Here is a 17,186-nt window from a genome sequence, read left to right as displayed (position 1 = left end):
ATGATGATAAATATATTGATGATGGGTACTTTATATCCGCCTGCTGCTCACTTTATCCAACCACTGCATAAATCATCATTACATGACAAATCATGCATTGACCATTAACGCATAGCCGAATTACATAAAAGGTAACGAAAAGGCGTAAAGCGGACACGGTGAGGTAAGCATGGCTGAACGATCATTTGTCGAAGAAGTGAAAAAATTACGTCTGGGACAGGGCGAAGTTTTCAGTGGCGAAGGCATACTTGCCGTGACAAAAGCACTGTTGGAATCGGGGGTGGCATATGTGGCCGGCTATCAGGGAGCGCCAATTTCCCATCTGATGGATGTGTTGTTGGATGCACAGGATATTTTATCTGAATATGGCATTCGTTTTGAAAACAGTGCCAGTGAAGCCACCGCTGCTGCGACGCTTGCCGCTTCCGTGAATTACCCACTGCGCGGAGCCATCACGTTTAAATCGACGGCGGGCACGAATGTTGCCTCGGATGCATTGGCAAATCTGGCATCGGGCGGCGTGGTCGGCGGTGCGCTGATTATTGTCGGTGAAGATTATGGTGAGGGATCTTCCATCATGCAGGAGCGCAGCCATGCTTTCGCGATGAAATCTCAGATCTGGTTGCTCGATCCTCGCCCTAATCTGCCTTCGATTGTCCAGGCGGTGAAGATGGGGTTTGCGCTATCAGAAGCCAGTCATACACCCGTGATGTTACAGATGCGCATTCGTGCTTGCCATGTGCATGGTCGGTTTGTCTGTGAGAAAAATCGTTCGTCAACGTTTATGATTCAGGATGCACTGGAAAATCCGACGCGCGATCTTAACCGTATTGTTTTGCCTCCCGCCAGTTTTTTGCATGAGAAAGAGAAAGTGCAAGATCGCTGGCCTGCGGCGGTGCGTTTTATCCAACAGCACGCACTGAATGAGTTTTTCGCTGAACAGGCGGAGGATGTTGGCCTTGCCCTGCAAGGGGGATGCTATAACACCGTGATCCGCGCCCTGAATTTACTTGGGTTGGCAGATGTTTTTGGCAATAGCCAAATTCCGCTGTATGTCATGAATGTCGCCTACCCGTTGATCGATGAAGAGTTTGAACGTTTTTGTCATGGTAAGCGGGCGATTTTAGTGCTGGAAGAAGGGCAGCCCAATTTTGTCGAGCAGAATGTCGCTAATATCTTGCGCCAACGTGAGATAGCGACCCGGTTACATGGCAAGGACTTACTGCCGATGGCGGGGGAATACAACACGGCTACCGTGTTGTCAGGACTCCGTGCTTTCCTTGAGCGTTACGGCAAAATTGCAGCGGAAAGTGGGGTGTCTGCCTGCCAGGTACGCATCCCAGCCGTCACTTTACCGACAAAAGATCCACTGAAAGAGGCGGTTCATACCCGTCCACCCGGATTTTGCACCGGTTGCCCAGAGCGCCCAATCTTTACGGCGATGAAATTGCTTGAACGGGAGTTGGGGCAACATCACATCAGTGCAGATATTGGTTGTCATTTGTTTGCCATTTTACCGCCATTTAATTTGGGTAATACCACGATGGGGTATGGATTGGGGGCAGCGAGTGCAGCAGCACTGAATACGCCGATTACGAACAAGCGGGCAATCTCAGTTATGGGGGATGGTGGATTTTGGCACAACGGCTTAACCAGTGGCATAGCCAATAGTGTTTTTAACCGCAGCGACAACCTAACCATTATTGTGGACAACAGTTACACCTCCGCGACCGGAGGGCAGGATATTCTCTCTTCAACAGCGTTAAATCCCCACCGCAGTACCGGCCATAATATCGAAAAAGCAGTCAAAGGTGTGGGGGTGAAATGGGTACGCACGATCAAACGTACCTACGATCTCAAAGCCATGATGAATACCTTACGCGAGGCGCTGACAACAGGTAAACATGGGCCAAAAGTATTGGTCGCACAGAGTGAGTGCATGTTGAATAAACAACGGCGCGAGAAGGTAAAGATCAAAGGCGCTATTGCAGCAGGGAAGCGGATCGTCCGCGAGCAGTTTGGGGTTGATCCTGATACTTGCACGGGCGATCACTCCTGTATCCGTTTGTCCGGTTGTCCTTCTCTATCGATTAAACCGAATCCTGATCCATTGCGTACCGATCCGGTGACAACAGTATTGAATAGTTGTGTGGGCTGTGGGTTGTGCGGGGAACTGTCTCATGCGGCAGTATTGTGCCCCTCTTTCTTTAAGGCACGGATCATTATCAATCCCAAGCGTTGGGAGCGGCTTATCCATCGTATTCGCAAAGGACTCATCGGTTATTTGCAACGTCGTAAGCAATATGATTTTTAAGAAGGAGTCATATTTATGCCACCCTCCATCCATTCCCCGTTCACGAACTCGCCTAAACAGCCGATTAAGATTGCTATTCTGGCGATGGGAGGTGAAGGCGGCGGTGTACTGGCCGATTGGATCGTAACCCTGGGGGAAGAGCATGGCTATTTCGCCCAAACGACTTCAGTTCCGGGTGTCGCCCAGCGAACTGGGGCAACCATTTATTATGTCGAATTATTTCCTGGTGCTGATGATCCTGAAGTACCGACACCTGTATTGGCATTGATGCCAACTGCCGGTGATGTGGATATTGTGCTGGCTTCGGAATTGATGGAAGCCGGACGCGCTGTCCAACGCGGTTTGGTAACAGCGGATCGCACGACGTTGATCGCATCAAGCCATCGGATATTTTCGATGGAAGAGCGTTCGGCAATGGGCGATGGGCGTGTAGATAGCGAGGCATTGATCCAGCAATCCCGACAAGCTGCTTTGCGTTTTATCCATTTTGATATGGCGAAGATGGCAGAGAAGAGTGGCAGTGTGATCAGTGCAGTCTTGTTTGGTGCACTCTGTGGTACGGAGATCTTGCCGTTTAGTCGTAATCAGTTTGAAGCAGCGATCATCAAGAAAAACGTGGGGATAAAACCCAGTTTGCAAGCCTTTAGTTTGGGATTGGGTCGGACACAATTGGAGGCAGAATCAAAAACAGCGCCAGAACCCCATATTCCACAAAAAGCCCTGCGTTCCCATAACTATTTTTCCCAGAACTATTTTTCCCAGAATAAGAAAGCCAATGCCCTGTTGTTACGTATCCGGCAAAAGCTGCCTGCCTGTGTCCATGACATTGCCATTGAAGGTGTCAGGCGCCTGATTGATTACCAAGATCTGGCTTACGCCGGTGTGTACCTTGACCGATTGCAAAATCTGATCGAGCAAGCCGTTAAACCGGATGAGCGATTACTGAACGAACAATTATTATGTGAAACTGCCCGCCATTTGGCACTGTGGATGGCTTACGAAGACACCATGCGGGTGGCAGATCTCAAAACCCGTGCCAGTCGATTCGAACGTGTCAGGAAAGAAATGAGGGTGAAAGACGGTCAACTACTCGAGATTAATGACTTTCTGCATCCCAGAATGGAAGAAGTTTGTGACAGCTTGCCGGCCAATATTGGTCGCTGGTTGTCTCGTCCTCATTTTGTCAATCGTATGTTGGCGAAACTCCTCAGCCGTGGGTGGGTGATTACCACCAGTTCCCTGCGGGGATATCTGTTGCTTTGTATGCTGGCAAGTTGGCGTCGAATGCGCCGCTATACGCTGCGTTTTCAAGATGAAACGGTACGCATTGAAGAGTGGTTGGGGCGAATTAGCGTAACAGCAAAGCGCGATCCCGCACTGGCTACGGAAATTGCCCAATGTCAGCGCTTAATCAAGGGATATGGTGATACTTATTCTCGTGGATCACGTCATTTTCAAACTTTGATGGAGATTGTTGATCACCATCTGCATGACTTATCTCCTGCCAGTCTGCGGCAACTGCGTGAAGCGGCATTGGCAGATGAGCAGGGTGACCGATTACGCGAGTGCCAGCAGCGTCTCTCTTTATATTAAAGAACTTTCCGAAGGAGCCTGTAATGAGCCTGCTTAGATTTATCCAGTCCCATAAGATCCGCTTTTCTGAATGTGATCCGGCGGGGATCGTCTTTTATCCCCAGTATTTTGTGATGTTCAACAACTTGCTGGAAGATTGGTTCGATGAATTAACGCCAATGGGATATGCCAACTACATCGCCAAACACCGTTTTGGGTTGCCGACAGTTCACCTGGAGGCGGAATTTAAGGCCATTAGCAGAATGGGGGATCAGGTTTGGCTGGAATTAAACGTTGAGAAAATTGGCAAGAAATCATTGACGTTGATCCAACGCTGCGTCAGCAAAGAAGGTGAGTTGAGGATGAACGTAACACAGACTTATGTCACCACTTCACTGGATACCCATCAAGCTATCCCCATACCTGATGAGATTTACTATGCGTTAACTGAACAGAGGCCTTAGCGGAACCGGCGCATTACGCATGGGGTAGATATCGTGCGGCAGGAGAAGAAATTATGAATGTAAGAGGTAAGAATGCAGTCGTCAGTCAAAATGCAGTGACCGTAACGGGTAAGAATATCGTATGTATTGGCGGTGGACCGGCGGGATTGTACTTCGGTTTGCTGATGAAGCTGCAAAATCCTGATAATCGTGTCGTGGTCATCGAGCGCAATCGTCCGTATGACACTTTTGGCTGGGGCGTGGTGTTTTCGGATGCAACATTGGAAAACCTGTATCTGGCTGATCCGGTGTCGGCTGAAATTATCAGGGAGGAATTTAGCCGTTGGGATGATATTGATATCCACTTTAAGGGAACAGTAAATCGTAGTGGCGGTCATGGGTTTATCGGCATTGGCCGTAAAAAGTTACTGAATATCCTGCAAGATCGTTGCGACGAAGTCGGGGTTGAGTTGCTGTTTGAAACGCAGGTTGAGGATGAGCTGGAGATTGCCCGCCAATATCATGCTGATTTACTGATTGCATCTGATGGGATTAATAGCCAGATCCGTACCCGTTACGCTGAATTTTTCCAGCCTGATATCGATCAACGCCATTGTCGTTTTGTCTGGCTGGGGACGCGCAAAATTTTTGATGCATTTACGTTTCTGTTTGTGGAAACCGAATATGGCTGGTTTCAGGTTCACGCTTACCAATTTCAGGAAGGCTTATCGACTTTTATTGTCGAGACAACAGAAGAAACCTGGCTGGCTGCGGGGATCGACAAAATGTCACAGGAAGAGGGCATTGCGTATTGCGAAAAAATATTCGCACCGTGGCTGGATGGGCATCCCTTAATCTCCAATGCTACCCATTTGCGGGGGGCTGCTATTTGGATACGTTTTCCCCGTGTAATTTGTGCGAACTGGGTGCACTGGATCAAAGAGAGAGAGAACGGCAAAAATATCCCGATTGTGTTAATGGGAGATGCCGCCCATACCGCCCATTTCTCCATTGGCTCCGGCACTAAATTGGCATTAGAAGATGCGATTGAACTGGCAAACAGCCTGAAAGCCCATCAGGGAAATTGGCAGGCGGGGTTGTCCGATTACCAACAATCGCGCAGTGTGGAGGTGCTGAAAATTCAGAATGCCGCCCGTAATTCAACGGAGTGGTTCGAAAATGTCGCACGCTATGAACGTTTTGCGTCTGAACAATTCGCTTACTCATTGTTGACACGCTCACAGCGCATTTCCCATGAAAATTTGCGCTTGAGGGATCGGGCATGGCTGGAAAATTACGAAAGCTGGTTTGCCCAAAAGTTTCACCTATCTTCACCATTAACCCCGCCGTTGCTGACACCTTATCAAGTACGGGGGGTTAACCTGAAAAATCGGGTTGTTGTCTCTCCGACGCTATTGTATAGCGCCGTGGAGGGGGTTCCAGGTTCATTCCATCTGGTTCATCTGGGTAGCAGAGCATTGGGAGGCGCGGGTTTGGTGATTGCTGAAATGACGGCCATTTCTCCGCAAGCACGTGTCACTCCTGCGTGTACAGGATTGTGGAACGATCAGCAGGTGCAGGCGTGGAAGACAATCACCGATTTTGTCCATCAGCATTCTGGCGCGCGGATAGGCATTCAACTGGGACATGCGGGAAGACGAGGATCAACCCAATTGGGGTGGGAACAGTCTGATCATCCTTTGCCAGAGGGGAATTGGCCTTTGGTTTCGGCATCGGCCTTACCTTACTTAGCCGGAATTTCACAAGTGCCGGCAGCGCTGACCAAGACACAACTACAAGAAATTACGGAGCAGTTTGTTGCAGCAACCCAGCGTGCCATCAAAGCCGGTTTTGACTGGCTGGAGATCCAGGCCGCTCACGGTTATCTGCTCTCCAGTTTTATCTCCCCGCTGACTAATCAGCGCGATGACGAATATGGCGGTTCGCTGGAAAACCGGCTTCGTTTCCCATTGGCCGTTTTCAAGGCGGTACGTGAGGTTTGGCCGGCTGATTTGCCGATATCGGTGCGTATTTCTGCCACGGATTGGGTGGAAGGGGGAACGACGGTTGATGAAGCCGTAGAGATTGCCCGCCGTTTCCGTGAAGCCGGAGTGGATATGGTGGATTGTTCCACGGGAGAAGTTTCTGCTGATCAGAAGCCGATTTACGGGCGTATGTATCAGACTCCGATGGCTGATCGCATTCGCAATGAAGGCAATGTGCCGGTGATTGCGGTCGGTGCGATTACAGATGCTGATCAAATCAACGGCATTATCGCTTCGGGGCGCGCTGATCTCTGTGCCTTATCCCGCCCATTCTTATCTAATGCAGCCTGGCTACTGCATGAATGCGCCAGATATGGCTGGACGGGTATCGATTGGCCGAAACCTTATCTTTATGGCAAAGCGCAATTCATTAGAAAACCACTCTAGGAGATATCCATGTCTCAACAAGAAAATATCCAGTCTCATGATCAATACCGGGAAGATATTGTCGGCCGTGCTAATGTGGCCGATAGCCCTGAATTACTGGCGTATTACAGGGAGTTGGTCAAGTACAAGACAGGGGCACTTTGGACAATCGCCAATAAAATAGAACCCTGGCAACCTAAATCAGCCTCAGTGCCGGTACTTTGGCGTTACCGTGATCTGCGTGAGCACGTTCTAAAATCTGCCGATTTAGTGACACCGGAAAAAGCGGGTCGCCGTGTGGTCTATCTGAACAATTCGGGAGAGCCAGGCGCCTCTACCGCTGTTGGCTTGCTCTATTCCGGTCTCCAGACTATGCGGCCGGGTGAAGCGGCATCGGCACATGCCCACTCCTCTTCTGCCCTGCGTTTCATCATGGAAGGGCGTGGTGCTTACACCATTGTTGATGGCCAGAAACTGTTATTGGGAGCGAATGATTTTGTCTTAACCCCGAATGGAACCTGGCATGAGCATGGTGTTGAGCCTGATGGTTCACAATGTATCTGGCAGGATGGTCTGGATATACCGCTGGTTAACATATTGGAAGCGGGTTTTTATAAGGTACATCCTGACTTGCGTCAGGCAGTGACTGAACCTGTGAATGCTTCTATTGCACTTTGGGGTGCCCCCGCTTTGCGTCCACAGAATGTTGGCTGGGATAAACCTTATTCCCCGTTGTTCAGATACCAATGGGAGCCAACTTATGAATCTTTGCAGCGTTATGCCTGTGTTTCGGATGGATCACCTTTTGATGACATTTTGATGCATTACGCCAATCCGCTAACAGGCGGTCATGTGATGCCAACTCTCGGTGCCAGTATGCAGTTATTGCGCCCTGGTTTTGTAGGTAAGGCACATCGTCATACCGGCAGTTTTATCTATCAAGTGGCGAAAGGGAAAGGCTATTCCGTGATTGATGGTCAACGATTTGACTGGCAAGAACGGGATATTTTCTGCGTTCCTTCATGGGCATTTCATGAGCATGTGAATGTTTCACAAACGGATGATGCTTGCCTTTTCTGTTTCAACGACTTACCCGTCATGCAGGCATTGCAATTGTATTACGAAGAAGCCCTGACTGATAACGATGGGCACCAACGAGTGAGAGGATAAGAGATGCGTTTAATCACTTACCGTTCAGAAGTCACGGCTGCTGCGCGATTAGGCGCCATTGTCAATGATCACGTTGTAGACCTGGCAAAGCTGGCTTCCCATACGGGGAATAGATTGCCGGATAATATGCTGGAGTTTATTGATTTGGGGCCATTGGCGGTGAGCAGCACAACCGCGCTGCTAGACTCATTTAAGGGATTTTGGCCGGTGGGAGTTTCACTGCCATTGCAGAATGTGAAAATTCTTGCTCCTATTCCCCGCCCACGGAAAAACATCTTTGGTATTGGTCTGAACTATGTTGAACATGTGGCTGAATCCAGCCGTGCTTTGGATACGGCAAAAGATCTGCCAAAAGAACCGGTCATTTTCTCTAAGCCGCCAACAACAGTGATTGGCCCTGGTGACGCCATTGAGCATAACAGTGCGATCACGGCGCAATTGGATTGGGAAGTGGAACTGGCGGTGATTATCGGAACCCGTGCTAAAGGTGTATCGGAAGATAAGGCTTTGAAATATGTTTTTGGCTATAGCCTGATGATCGACATGAGCGCCCGTGATTGCCGTCGGGCTGGGCAGTGGATCTACTCTAAGGGACAGGATACCTACGCACCTTTTGGCCCTTGCATCGTCACGGCTGATGAAATTCCCAATCCACAAGATTTGGCATTGAGCCTAAAAGTCAATGGCGTGACTAAACAGGACTCCAATACGCGCCATATGTTGTTCAAGGTCAATACCTTGATTGCGGATATTAGCAAAGGCATCACGCTGGAACCAGGCGATATCATTGCCACAGGAACACCAGAAGGTGTTGGGGCGGGGCGTGATCCACAAGAATGGCTATGGCCAGGGGATGTGATTGAAGCCTACCTTGAAAAGATTGGCCATTTGCGTCACCCCGTTATTGCGGTGTAAATAAAACAGGAGCCTGATATGCTGAAACTTCCTAAGTTCAAAGCGGCTGCGGTACAGGCTGCTCCTGTCTTTCTGGATACAGAGGCGACGGTTGATCTCGTTTGCCGGCTGATTCAGGAAGCGGCAGACAAGGGCGCCAGTTTGGTGGCTTTTCCTGAAGTGTTTGTTTCTGGTTACCCCTATTGGAATTGGGTGATGAACCCGATACAAGGTAGTCCGTGGTTTGAGAAACTGTGCAAATCGGCTATTGAAGTGCCGGGGCCGGAGATCAACAAAATTGCCCTGGCTGCGGCTCGTCATCACATCAACGTTGTGATTGGGGTTAATGAGCGCAGTCCTGACGGCATAGCAACACTCTATAACACGCTGGTGACTATTTCTGATGAAGGAAACATTCTGGGGCGTCACCGCAAACTGGTGCCGACATGGGCGGAAAAACTGACATGGGCGAATGGTGATGCGGCTTCGTTAAAAGTGCATGATACCCGTATTGGGCCATTGGGCGTGCTGGCCTGTGGCGAAAATACTAATCCGTTAGCACGTTTTTCCTTATTATCTCAGGGGGAATTGGTCCATGTTGCCAGTTACATTTCCCTGCCGGTTGCACCAGCGGATTATGATATGGCTGAGGCGATCCGTTTGCGAGCGGCAGCCCATTGTTTTGAAGGCAAGGTGTTTACCATTGTCTCCTGCTCCACGATTTCGCCGGAAATTGTCACAGCGATGTCGGCCAGCCATCCTGAAGCCGAAGCGTTGCTGGCACGTTCTAACAGTGCATTCACCGGCATTATTGGACCAGATGGGCGCGTGATTGGTGATCCCCTGATTGATAAGGAAGGGATCGTCTATGCGCATATTGACCTGAACCGCTGTATTCAGCCTCGTCAAATGCACGATATCACGGGGCATTACAACCGATTTGATATCTTCGATCTCAAAGTGAACCGTCAGCCAATGCGTGCGATCCGATTTACTGATCTGCCAGCCGATCAGGAGGATCGTCCATGAATAACACACCGCATTTTCGCGTGGGGCTGATTGTTCCCTCATCGAATACGACAATGGAAACAGAAATTCCCGCTATCCTGCACGCCCGTGAAGTCATAAACCCTGAACGTTTTACCTTTCATTCCAGTCGCATGAGAATGAAAACAGTCACAAAAGCGGAACTGGCGGCCATGGATGCAGACAGTGATCGCTGTGCGCTTGAGTTGTCGGATGCCGCGGTTGATGTGCTGGGATATGCCTGTTTAGTGGCGATTATGAGTATGGGACAGGGATATCACCGGATCTCTGAAAAGCGTCTCCATCTGCGGACAGCTGAAAATGGACATCCGGCACCTGTTGTGACCAGCGCGGGGGCGTTGGTGGATGGGTTACATGCTTTGGGGGCGAAACGGATCTCTATACTGACGCCCTACATGAAGCCATTGACTCAGTTAGTCATTGATTACATTGAAAATGAAGGGATTGAAGTTATCGACAGCATTTCGCTGGAAATCCCCGATAACCTTGCTGTTGGACGACAAGATCCTCTCGCGCCAGTAGAGATTACCAAACGGCTAAATAGCAATGTCGATGTGATGGTGGCTTCCGCTTGTGTACAAATGCCTTCTTTGCCGTCAGTAGCACTGATCGAAGATCGGGTGGGGATACCTGTGATTTCTTCATCTGTGGCAACAACCTACATGATATTGAAACAGCTTGGGCTGAATACATACGTTCCGCGATTTGGCTCACTGTTATCAGGAAAATATTGATCGAGATACAAAAGGTTATTCAACTTATGCCAGATTCAAAAATGTTTGTTGATAATTACTTGCCTGCTTTGCTTGGGCGGGCATGGATGTTAGTAAGTAATTCGTATGGAACATTGTGAGGAATATACCGGTAAATTAGGTATATTCCTCATCTATATTGATGGATGGATCTTATTTAATTAGCAACTGTTTTTCATCCTCCCGCCGGGCATTTTCCGCCAGCATTTTAAAATCTTTTATTGTCCAATATTGCTTTGGAACAGGAAGATTTTTCATCTCATTGGTTGGCCAGAGCTGAAATTCAGCCAGTTTATCCAACGAAAAATGTTGATAATGTTCAGGCAGAGACAAGCGCAGGGCAAAGTGTTCTTTACCGAAAGGCATTAATGGTAACCGGTTGTCTTGGATATCATAATTCCGGTGCAGAACTAAAAACTTCTCAGGAATGCGTTGATAACTGTTCCACCACAAACCATCTACGCTATCAAACATCTCTTTTGTGCCTGATTTGGGGTTATCTCCAAGTTCATGCAAAGCGATCGGCAAGATCTTCGTCATTGCGTCCGAGAACTGTGCTATAGAAGAAGCGTGGCCTTCCAGAATCAATGTCAGCGCCAGCCGTGCACCCAACAGGTTTGAATAGAGATCTTCCGGGGAAAAAGCCGAAATGCCCTCTGAAAATCCAGGGACTGATTGATAGCCATACCATTGTGCTATTTCATGCCAAGCGGCAAGTTGAAAAGCGAGTTTAGCCGCTAAATAGGCACTTAGCGTATAGCGTTCAGCCGGATCTTGCGGTGGCGTAAAAGCAAAAAAATGAATTTTACGCGCAGCAAGTTCATTATTCAGGGTTAACTCCCTCTCTTGACCAAGATGAGCGTAAATCTGGCTAAACAGATAAAGCGTATAGTCTGCGGTATCCCTGACATGGGAGATATCAATAAACCCTCCCTTATGGGTATAGAGCAGACCCACTTTTTCATTGCTTACCCCCAACAAGGCGGCACTGGCACCGACAACACTGTCATTATAGTGATGTTCACCCAATTTCTTGGCTTCTACAATATTATCGATGTCATAGAAGGGAATGGGAATATTCCATAGTTGGGCTTTTAGGTTATAGCCGAAAGCACAGCAAGCCCTTAAACCTTCTGGCGGGGCAATGGGAGGTAATGCATTCCAATTTTGCTGTGACTGCTCATGGGTATCACTGACAAGGACCGGTTTGACCGGATCAACAGATTGTGGCTGGTTTTGGCATGCCATCAGTAAAAAACAGAGGCAAAGTGTAACGAATAATCTCAAAACGCTTCCCCAACCTGAAAATAGAATCCAGTACTGTCTTTACCAACACCAAAATCTAATCTGACATTCATACGTGGTTTAAACTCAAAACGATAGCCAATACCGACAGAAGGAAGCCAATGCCTGCTTCCCAACTGTGAAGGGGAATCTCCCAACGTGCCGGTGCCTATCCAACCGACCACACCGTGGCGCCAGTCAAGTTTATGTCGTAACTCTAACTGTGTTGTGAAGATATTGTTGTCACGATAACGCCCTTCATAATACCCGCGCATCCGCTGGCCGTTACCAAGCAGTGATAGCTGGTTCCACGGGACATCACCTGCGCTGAAACGGGCATAGTTATCGAAGGCCAGGACGGTCTTGTCAGATAACGGGTAATAGGCTGAGAACTGAAGCTGTGTGGTATGGAAACGGTGATCGCTACCTAATTCTGGGGAAAAATAGGTATAAACGATCTCAAATGCCTGTCCGTGTCGTGCATTGGGTAAAAAGTCCCGTGTATCATAACTGAAGTGGGCACTTATACCGGAACTCATCACGGAACGGCCACCGACAGACTGGGAAAAATACCGTTTTGCTCCGCTATCCGGATCACTGGCATTGACGGATGAGAAATTCCAACCTAATCCCATATAGGTGGTATTAGCGACACGGTAGAGAAGTCGCGGATGAATAGCAAATTCCTGTGAACGGTATTCCTCTTTGTTACTGTCATTTTTACCGGCACGATAACCTTTACCCCAATAGTAAGTTGGGGTGTTATTCAGTGTACCGGAAACGAATAACCGCCATTGGTCACTGGCAAGAAAATTGTAATTGGTAAAGTTCAGGCCAAACGCGCCAGTAGATGAAGCAAATCCACTGAGTCCTAATGAAGAAGTCTGGCTTATGTGATCTAAATGGTCAGGACGGTACAGGCCAACGACGGCAACACCAATCCCTATCCCCATTTCAGGGGTGTAGAAAGGACCAGGCAATACGCCCCAATCAATTTTTTTGAGGTCATCAAAATGATTACTGCCGCCTAATTCGTTTAACCAACCATCAATTTTTTGCCGGTTAGGCAGGATATCAGCGTGGGCTGATGAAATGGTGAAGATAAGCAGGCTGGCAATGACCAGCCTTTTGAGTGTTGCAAAGCCAAACATTAAAAACGGAACTCACCGGAAATAAAGAAACTGTTTCTGTTGCCAAAACCGACTTCTGACAGAATATTGAAATTACGGGTTATTTCGAAGCGTGCACCAACAGTATTGTTCCACTTATGGGCAAGGTGTTGTTTGACGTCGAACGACATTTCAGGGTCGTTTTCAAGGATTGCTCCAACAAATCCTCCGAGTACTCCTGGCATATTTATATTAGCGACCTTGCCCTTAAAGCGTTGAGTGATATCTTGGTACATGGCTCCAGTCCAAATTTGGATCTTGGTATTTCCCTGCCCTGCCACTAATGGGCTAAAGATGAATTCATAACCAATTCTAGGCGTTATAATGAGAGCTTTGATACCACCGTCTATAATATCTAAATTTGTTTTCGTATAGTTTGCATCTAATGTTGCAAAAAATTGGTTATAACCGCCAGCTAATGTAATACCACCACCATAAGTTTTACCTTTAAAGTCTAAAGTGAAAGGAATATCTTTAAACATAGGCATGCCAGCAAATATCACGTTTTCAATATTAGTTTCAGATGAACCTTTTGTTTTTCCATATACACCGTAAACGTTTAAAAATGGCATAACCCATGTATCTAGCTTAAGCATATGTGATTCAGTGCGTTCACGGGTTTTCCCGGCTACGATTTTAGTCGCTTTTTGTGTGTCGGGATTTTCGGGCATAATAAACCCAATTTGATCCACAATAACGTTCTGGCGCAAATTCATATAACCATAACTAACACCAAACGGTTCAGGCAGGTCGTAGCCTTTTGCGCGTGCGGCATCACCCCAAATTGGCAGAATACGAGATCCCGATTTAGTCGACTGGGATAAGCTACCATCATTATTTGTTTGCTGAACGCCAGATTCAGATACGGTTAATGAAAAAAGTGGGCGCTCACTATCTGCATAGCTGTATGAGGCCGCAAGACATAAAGTAGCAGCTAACAATTTGTTGGTATTAGTTAAGTTCATAAGTGAATTCGCTTCCTAATTTTTGATATTTGACTGTCTGCAAAATGAACATTGAAGACAGAAAAGCGCGTAGACTATCACAGCTCTTTTTGGCAATCATTACCGAATTATGCTCTGTCGATGGAATATCGTACGATTTGGTGTTTTTGTTTGTTTTATCATCAAATCGAATGGATTTTACCTCCTGAATGCATTAATAAAATAAATTAAATAACATTGATATTATTTCTTATGTTAATTTTTATTTCGCTTAATTTAAAACAAAAAGATAGCTTGTAAAGATGATTATTTATATTACGAAACAACAATGAGTCACTATTAAAACAATATCTAATAATATCTCCCTGGTGAACTATTTCCTCATTCAGTCAGAAGTTATATTTATATTTTTATATTTTGTATATTAAAATCATTCATTGAGGTTACGGATAATACTAAATATAACCCTTTGCAATAATAACTTTTATCAACCGAAAAAATTCTACCATTTTAATTGCCTTTAACTCCTCAACACTAATCCTCAGAAGGGGGTTTAAATTTCACTAAACGCAGGCCATCAAAATCTATCGGTTCCCTTCGGTTTTCACCAAAGGTCTGAAAATCAAATCCAGATTCGGTGTTGGTCTGCCATGCCATAACTGCATTTCCATCTTCGGTTAGCTCCGTGATTTGCTGCCAAATCATTTCCCTGATTTTATGGGATATATTCCCCACATAAACCCCTGCCCGTATTTCCAGTAACCAAATAGCCAAACGCCCCCGTAATCGAGGAGGAACAGCTTCTGTTACGACTACCGTCATACTCATCTCTACTGGCTCCTGTGCCCAATGTCACCGATAGAAATGGGTTCGGGAATAGCGGGAGGTTGTGCATCTGTAGGGGGGAGCGGCGGGGAAATTTCGCCCGCCGCAAGTACTTCTTCAATTAAGGGAATAAGGCGTTTCAGAATTTTGTCTGTCCTGAATTTTTCACGACAAGCAATTCTGACTTGTCTGTCAGGAGCAATGCTATTGGTGGCAGCAACTTTAAATGCAATAGGCACGACGGTATCAAACTTTAAGATATCTGCAATATCATAAACAAATGACAAAGGCTTGCCAGTATGGAGAAAACCAATAGCAGGTGCATAACCCGCCGCCAGAATGGCGGCTTCGGTCACTCCATATAGGCATGAGGTTGCTGCACTAATGCAGCGGTTGATGAGATCACCCTTATCCCAATCGGTATGATCGTAATTGCGCCCGTGCCATTTTACGCCATATTGTTTCGCCAATATTTGATAGGTTTTCCTGACGCGGGCACCTTCAATGCCCCGAAGCTGTTCGACATTGCGTTTTTGGGGAGCCGGTTCACCAAAACGTAATTCAAACATTTTGCGGACAACCTTGAGCCTTAAATCTTCATCCAGTGCCAACTTAGCCTGATAAAGCAGCCGGTCTGAACGCGCACCGCCTGGCTGTCCTACGGAATAGAGCCTGACACCGGCTTCTCCCACCCAAATCAGCAATGTTCCGGTGGTAGATGCCAATTTTACCGCAGCATGGCTAATGCGGGTGCCTGGCTCCAGCATAATGCAAGCAAGGGAGCCGACGGGAATATGCATACGTTCGCCGTTGACTTCATCAATCACAACAAACGCATTATCCTTGACATCAATACGTCCCATACCAATAAAGATCATTGAATTCCTGTCCTTGATGGGAATGGGTTTTAATGGAATAAATGCCATTACAGTGCCCTTATCAGCATTAACCCACAACCAAAGGATTTTGCCCTGCCAAATCCTTTCTGGTATTGCTCAAGGAAAAGTTCGCTATCTGACAAAGTGAGCACACCCTGAAAATCTACGCTGGAAAATGCCACCTTCTGGCCAGAGGCTTTAAAGCTGCGATGTTGGGTATAGCGTTCAATATCCGGGGCAAAATCAAAGCGAATTCCCCAATTAGCCAGCCGTTTTTCATCTTGTATCCAGGTTTGGGCGGCCTGCATCATGACTGATTCAATGTCTCCTGAACTACCAGAATGTCTTGCCTGACGCTTGGCATGCATCAATACATCATGGCGAAGCTGTTTGCCTGAATTTTTATTTGTGAGGCAGACAGTGGGATTCGCGCGGAGTTTGAACGCCAGTTTTTGTCCATTATGTAATTGAGGGGCAAAAGACTTGGTCTGAATCTGGAACCGCGAGGAATGGGCTATCGGTGCGGTTGTGGACAACACAAGAAATTCAGGTCTGCCACTTAAGCTCATCTCTTGCCTGAAAAGGAAATTGCGTTCTTCCTGCTCCGTAAACAATTGCCACAAGAGTTGGTGGGAAGCATAGACATCATTTTTCGTCTGTTTACGTGACGGTGTTTGCATAGAGTAAGCAGAAGGGTGCAAGGTGACTTTAGACAGATACATGTGTTCCCTCCACGACTGATAACTGGAACGATAATTGGTGCATCGTGCGTTGCGTAAACTGCCAGCGGCTACGTGATAGTGGTTCATCCCACAGTTGATGAGTCAGGATTGTCGTATCAGGGATCGTGATCTCGTCTTTATCTCCTTCCCAGAAATAACTCACAACATCATGATTACGCTGCCAATAATAGTGATTGGCCTTTTCTGATTGATAAGGCAAGAGAGGAAAAGGCGTATCAAGGGCGGCTTTTAATGACGGAGATTCTGTCAGTTGCGGCATCATCGGAAGTGCAAGAGGGCAGGATTTTCGCCCAAGACTCAGCGTAAAAACGGGTTTTATCAGCGCATCACGCAAGGCAGAAAGGGGGAAGCTGGCCTGTTCGGTCAAGGAAATAGCGATAATCCACACGCCATCAGCAAGATAATCGCGTGAAGACAGTACGGTGTTTAATTTGGATTTATCACGTAACTCACTTTTACGGGTTGGGTGAGACAATTTTTTCTCTTGCGAAGGAACCTGGGAGGTATGGTAATCCCGCATCAATAAACCGGAAACGATCTGTTTGATGGCGATTTTGACACTCTGCTGCAATGCCATAAGTTGTGTTTCATCATCGCGCCGGATGCCCAGTGCTGCACCTAATAACCCCAAAATAGCCGAACGGGTTGGATAAATGCCGGTTGGCCGGTTTTCACCGACCGCTTCTACTCCCCAACTGGCTAGTGCCCCATATAAACGAAAGACCAGGTAAGTCTTCATA

The 17,186-nt window shown here is 47.3% G+C and carries 15 protein-coding genes; 8 read left to right on the top strand and 7 right to left on the bottom strand.

Annotation, left to right across the window (positions count from 1 at the left end):
• Positions 1-169: 169 nt before the first annotated feature.
• Genes WDV74_RS14360 through WDV74_RS14325 form a run of 8 tightly spaced genes read left to right on the top strand, consistent with a single transcriptional unit; the run spans position 170 to position 10,585 of the window.
• Entirely contained in the window at positions 170-2,314 is a 2,145-nt protein-coding gene (locus WDV74_RS14360) for an indolepyruvate ferredoxin oxidoreductase subunit alpha (protein ID WP_338883482.1), read from the top strand.
• Positions 2,315-2,329: 15 nt separating this feature from the next.
• Positions 2,330-3,907: an indolepyruvate oxidoreductase subunit beta family protein gene (locus WDV74_RS14355; RefSeq protein ID WP_338883480.1), complete on the top strand. Its 1,578-nt coding sequence runs from the start codon at positions 2,330-2,332 to the stop codon at positions 3,905-3,907.
• A gap of 23 nt (positions 3,908-3,930) precedes the next feature.
• The gene (locus WDV74_RS14350) at positions 3,931-4,350 is read left to right on the top strand and encodes a thioesterase family protein (protein WP_338883479.1); all 420 of its coding nucleotides are present in this window, start codon (positions 3,931-3,933) and stop codon (positions 4,348-4,350) included.
• 53 nt (positions 4,351-4,403) lie between these two features.
• Positions 4,404-6,761 carry a bifunctional salicylyl-CoA 5-hydroxylase/oxidoreductase gene (locus WDV74_RS14345; protein WP_338883478.1) on the top strand — a complete coding sequence of 786 codons (2,358 nt, stop codon included), beginning with the start codon at positions 4,404-4,406 and terminating at the stop codon, positions 6,759-6,761.
• 9 nt (positions 6,762-6,770) lie between these two features.
• On the top strand, positions 6,771-7,910 hold the full coding sequence (locus WDV74_RS14340) for a cupin domain-containing protein (protein ID WP_338804474.1): 1,140 nt from the start codon (positions 6,771-6,773) through the stop codon (positions 7,908-7,910).
• 3 nt (positions 7,911-7,913) lie between these two features.
• Positions 7,914-8,825, top strand: coding sequence for a fumarylacetoacetate hydrolase family protein (locus WDV74_RS14335; RefSeq protein ID WP_338883477.1), 912 nt, complete (start codon positions 7,914-7,916; stop codon positions 8,823-8,825).
• Between the two features lie 18 nt (positions 8,826-8,843).
• Positions 8,844-9,833: a carbon-nitrogen hydrolase family protein gene (locus WDV74_RS14330; RefSeq protein WP_189758799.1), complete on the top strand. Its 990-nt coding sequence runs from the start codon at positions 8,844-8,846 to the stop codon at positions 9,831-9,833.
• Positions 9,830-10,585, top strand: coding sequence for an Asp/Glu racemase (locus tag WDV74_RS14325; protein WP_338883476.1), 756 nt, complete (start codon positions 9,830-9,832; stop codon positions 10,583-10,585). Before WDV74_RS14330 ends, WDV74_RS14325 begins: the two co-directional genes overlap by 4 nt.
• 171 nt (positions 10,586-10,756) lie before the next feature.
• On the opposite strand, the gene WDV74_RS14320 is transcribed toward WDV74_RS14325, so the two are convergent.
• From WDV74_RS14320 to cas5e, 7 genes are all read right to left on the bottom strand, one after another.
• Positions 10,757-11,851, bottom strand: a complete 1,095-nt coding sequence (locus tag WDV74_RS14320) for a DUF4056 domain-containing protein (protein ID WP_338885622.1) — start codon at positions 11,849-11,851, stop codon at positions 10,757-10,759.
• 35 nt (positions 11,852-11,886) lie between these two features.
• A complete protein-coding gene (locus WDV74_RS14315) occupies positions 11,887-13,038 on the bottom strand; it encodes a BamA/TamA family outer membrane protein (RefSeq protein WP_338883474.1) in 1,152 nt (383 codons plus the stop codon).
• The gene (locus WDV74_RS14310; protein ID WP_338883472.1) at positions 13,038-14,021 is read right to left on the bottom strand and encodes a hypothetical protein; all 984 of its coding nucleotides are present in this window, start codon (positions 14,019-14,021) and stop codon (positions 13,038-13,040) included. Before WDV74_RS14310 ends, WDV74_RS14315 begins: the two co-directional genes overlap by 1 nt.
• A gap of 513 nt (positions 14,022-14,534) precedes the next feature.
• Positions 14,535-14,828: a type I-E CRISPR-associated endoribonuclease Cas2e gene (gene cas2e / locus WDV74_RS14305; RefSeq protein WP_338883470.1), complete on the bottom strand. Its 294-nt coding sequence runs from the start codon at positions 14,826-14,828 to the stop codon at positions 14,535-14,537.
• A gap of 2 nt (positions 14,829-14,830) precedes the next feature.
• Positions 14,831-15,751, bottom strand: a complete 921-nt coding sequence (gene cas1e / locus WDV74_RS14300) for a type I-E CRISPR-associated endonuclease Cas1e (RefSeq protein ID WP_338883469.1) — start codon at positions 15,749-15,751, stop codon at positions 14,831-14,833.
• Positions 15,751-16,425, bottom strand: coding sequence for a type I-E CRISPR-associated protein Cas6/Cse3/CasE (gene cas6e, locus WDV74_RS14295; RefSeq protein ID WP_338883467.1), 675 nt, complete (start codon positions 16,423-16,425; stop codon positions 15,751-15,753). Before cas6e ends, cas1e begins: the two co-directional genes overlap by 1 nt.
• Complete coding sequence (gene cas5e, locus WDV74_RS14290; protein WP_338883465.1) at positions 16,412-17,185, bottom strand: type I-E CRISPR-associated protein Cas5/CasD; 774 nt, start codon at positions 17,183-17,185, stop codon at positions 16,412-16,414. Before cas5e ends, cas6e begins: the two co-directional genes overlap by 14 nt.
• Between the last annotated feature and the right edge of the window lies 1 nt (position 17,186).

This window comes from Xenorhabdus sp. TH1, from assembly GCF_037260955.1.
Classification (GTDB): Bacteria; Pseudomonadota; Gammaproteobacteria; order Enterobacterales; family Enterobacteriaceae; genus Xenorhabdus; species Xenorhabdus griffiniae.
The sequence above is the reverse complement of the archived record's forward strand: the minus strand, read 5'-3'. Positions and strand labels throughout refer to the sequence as shown.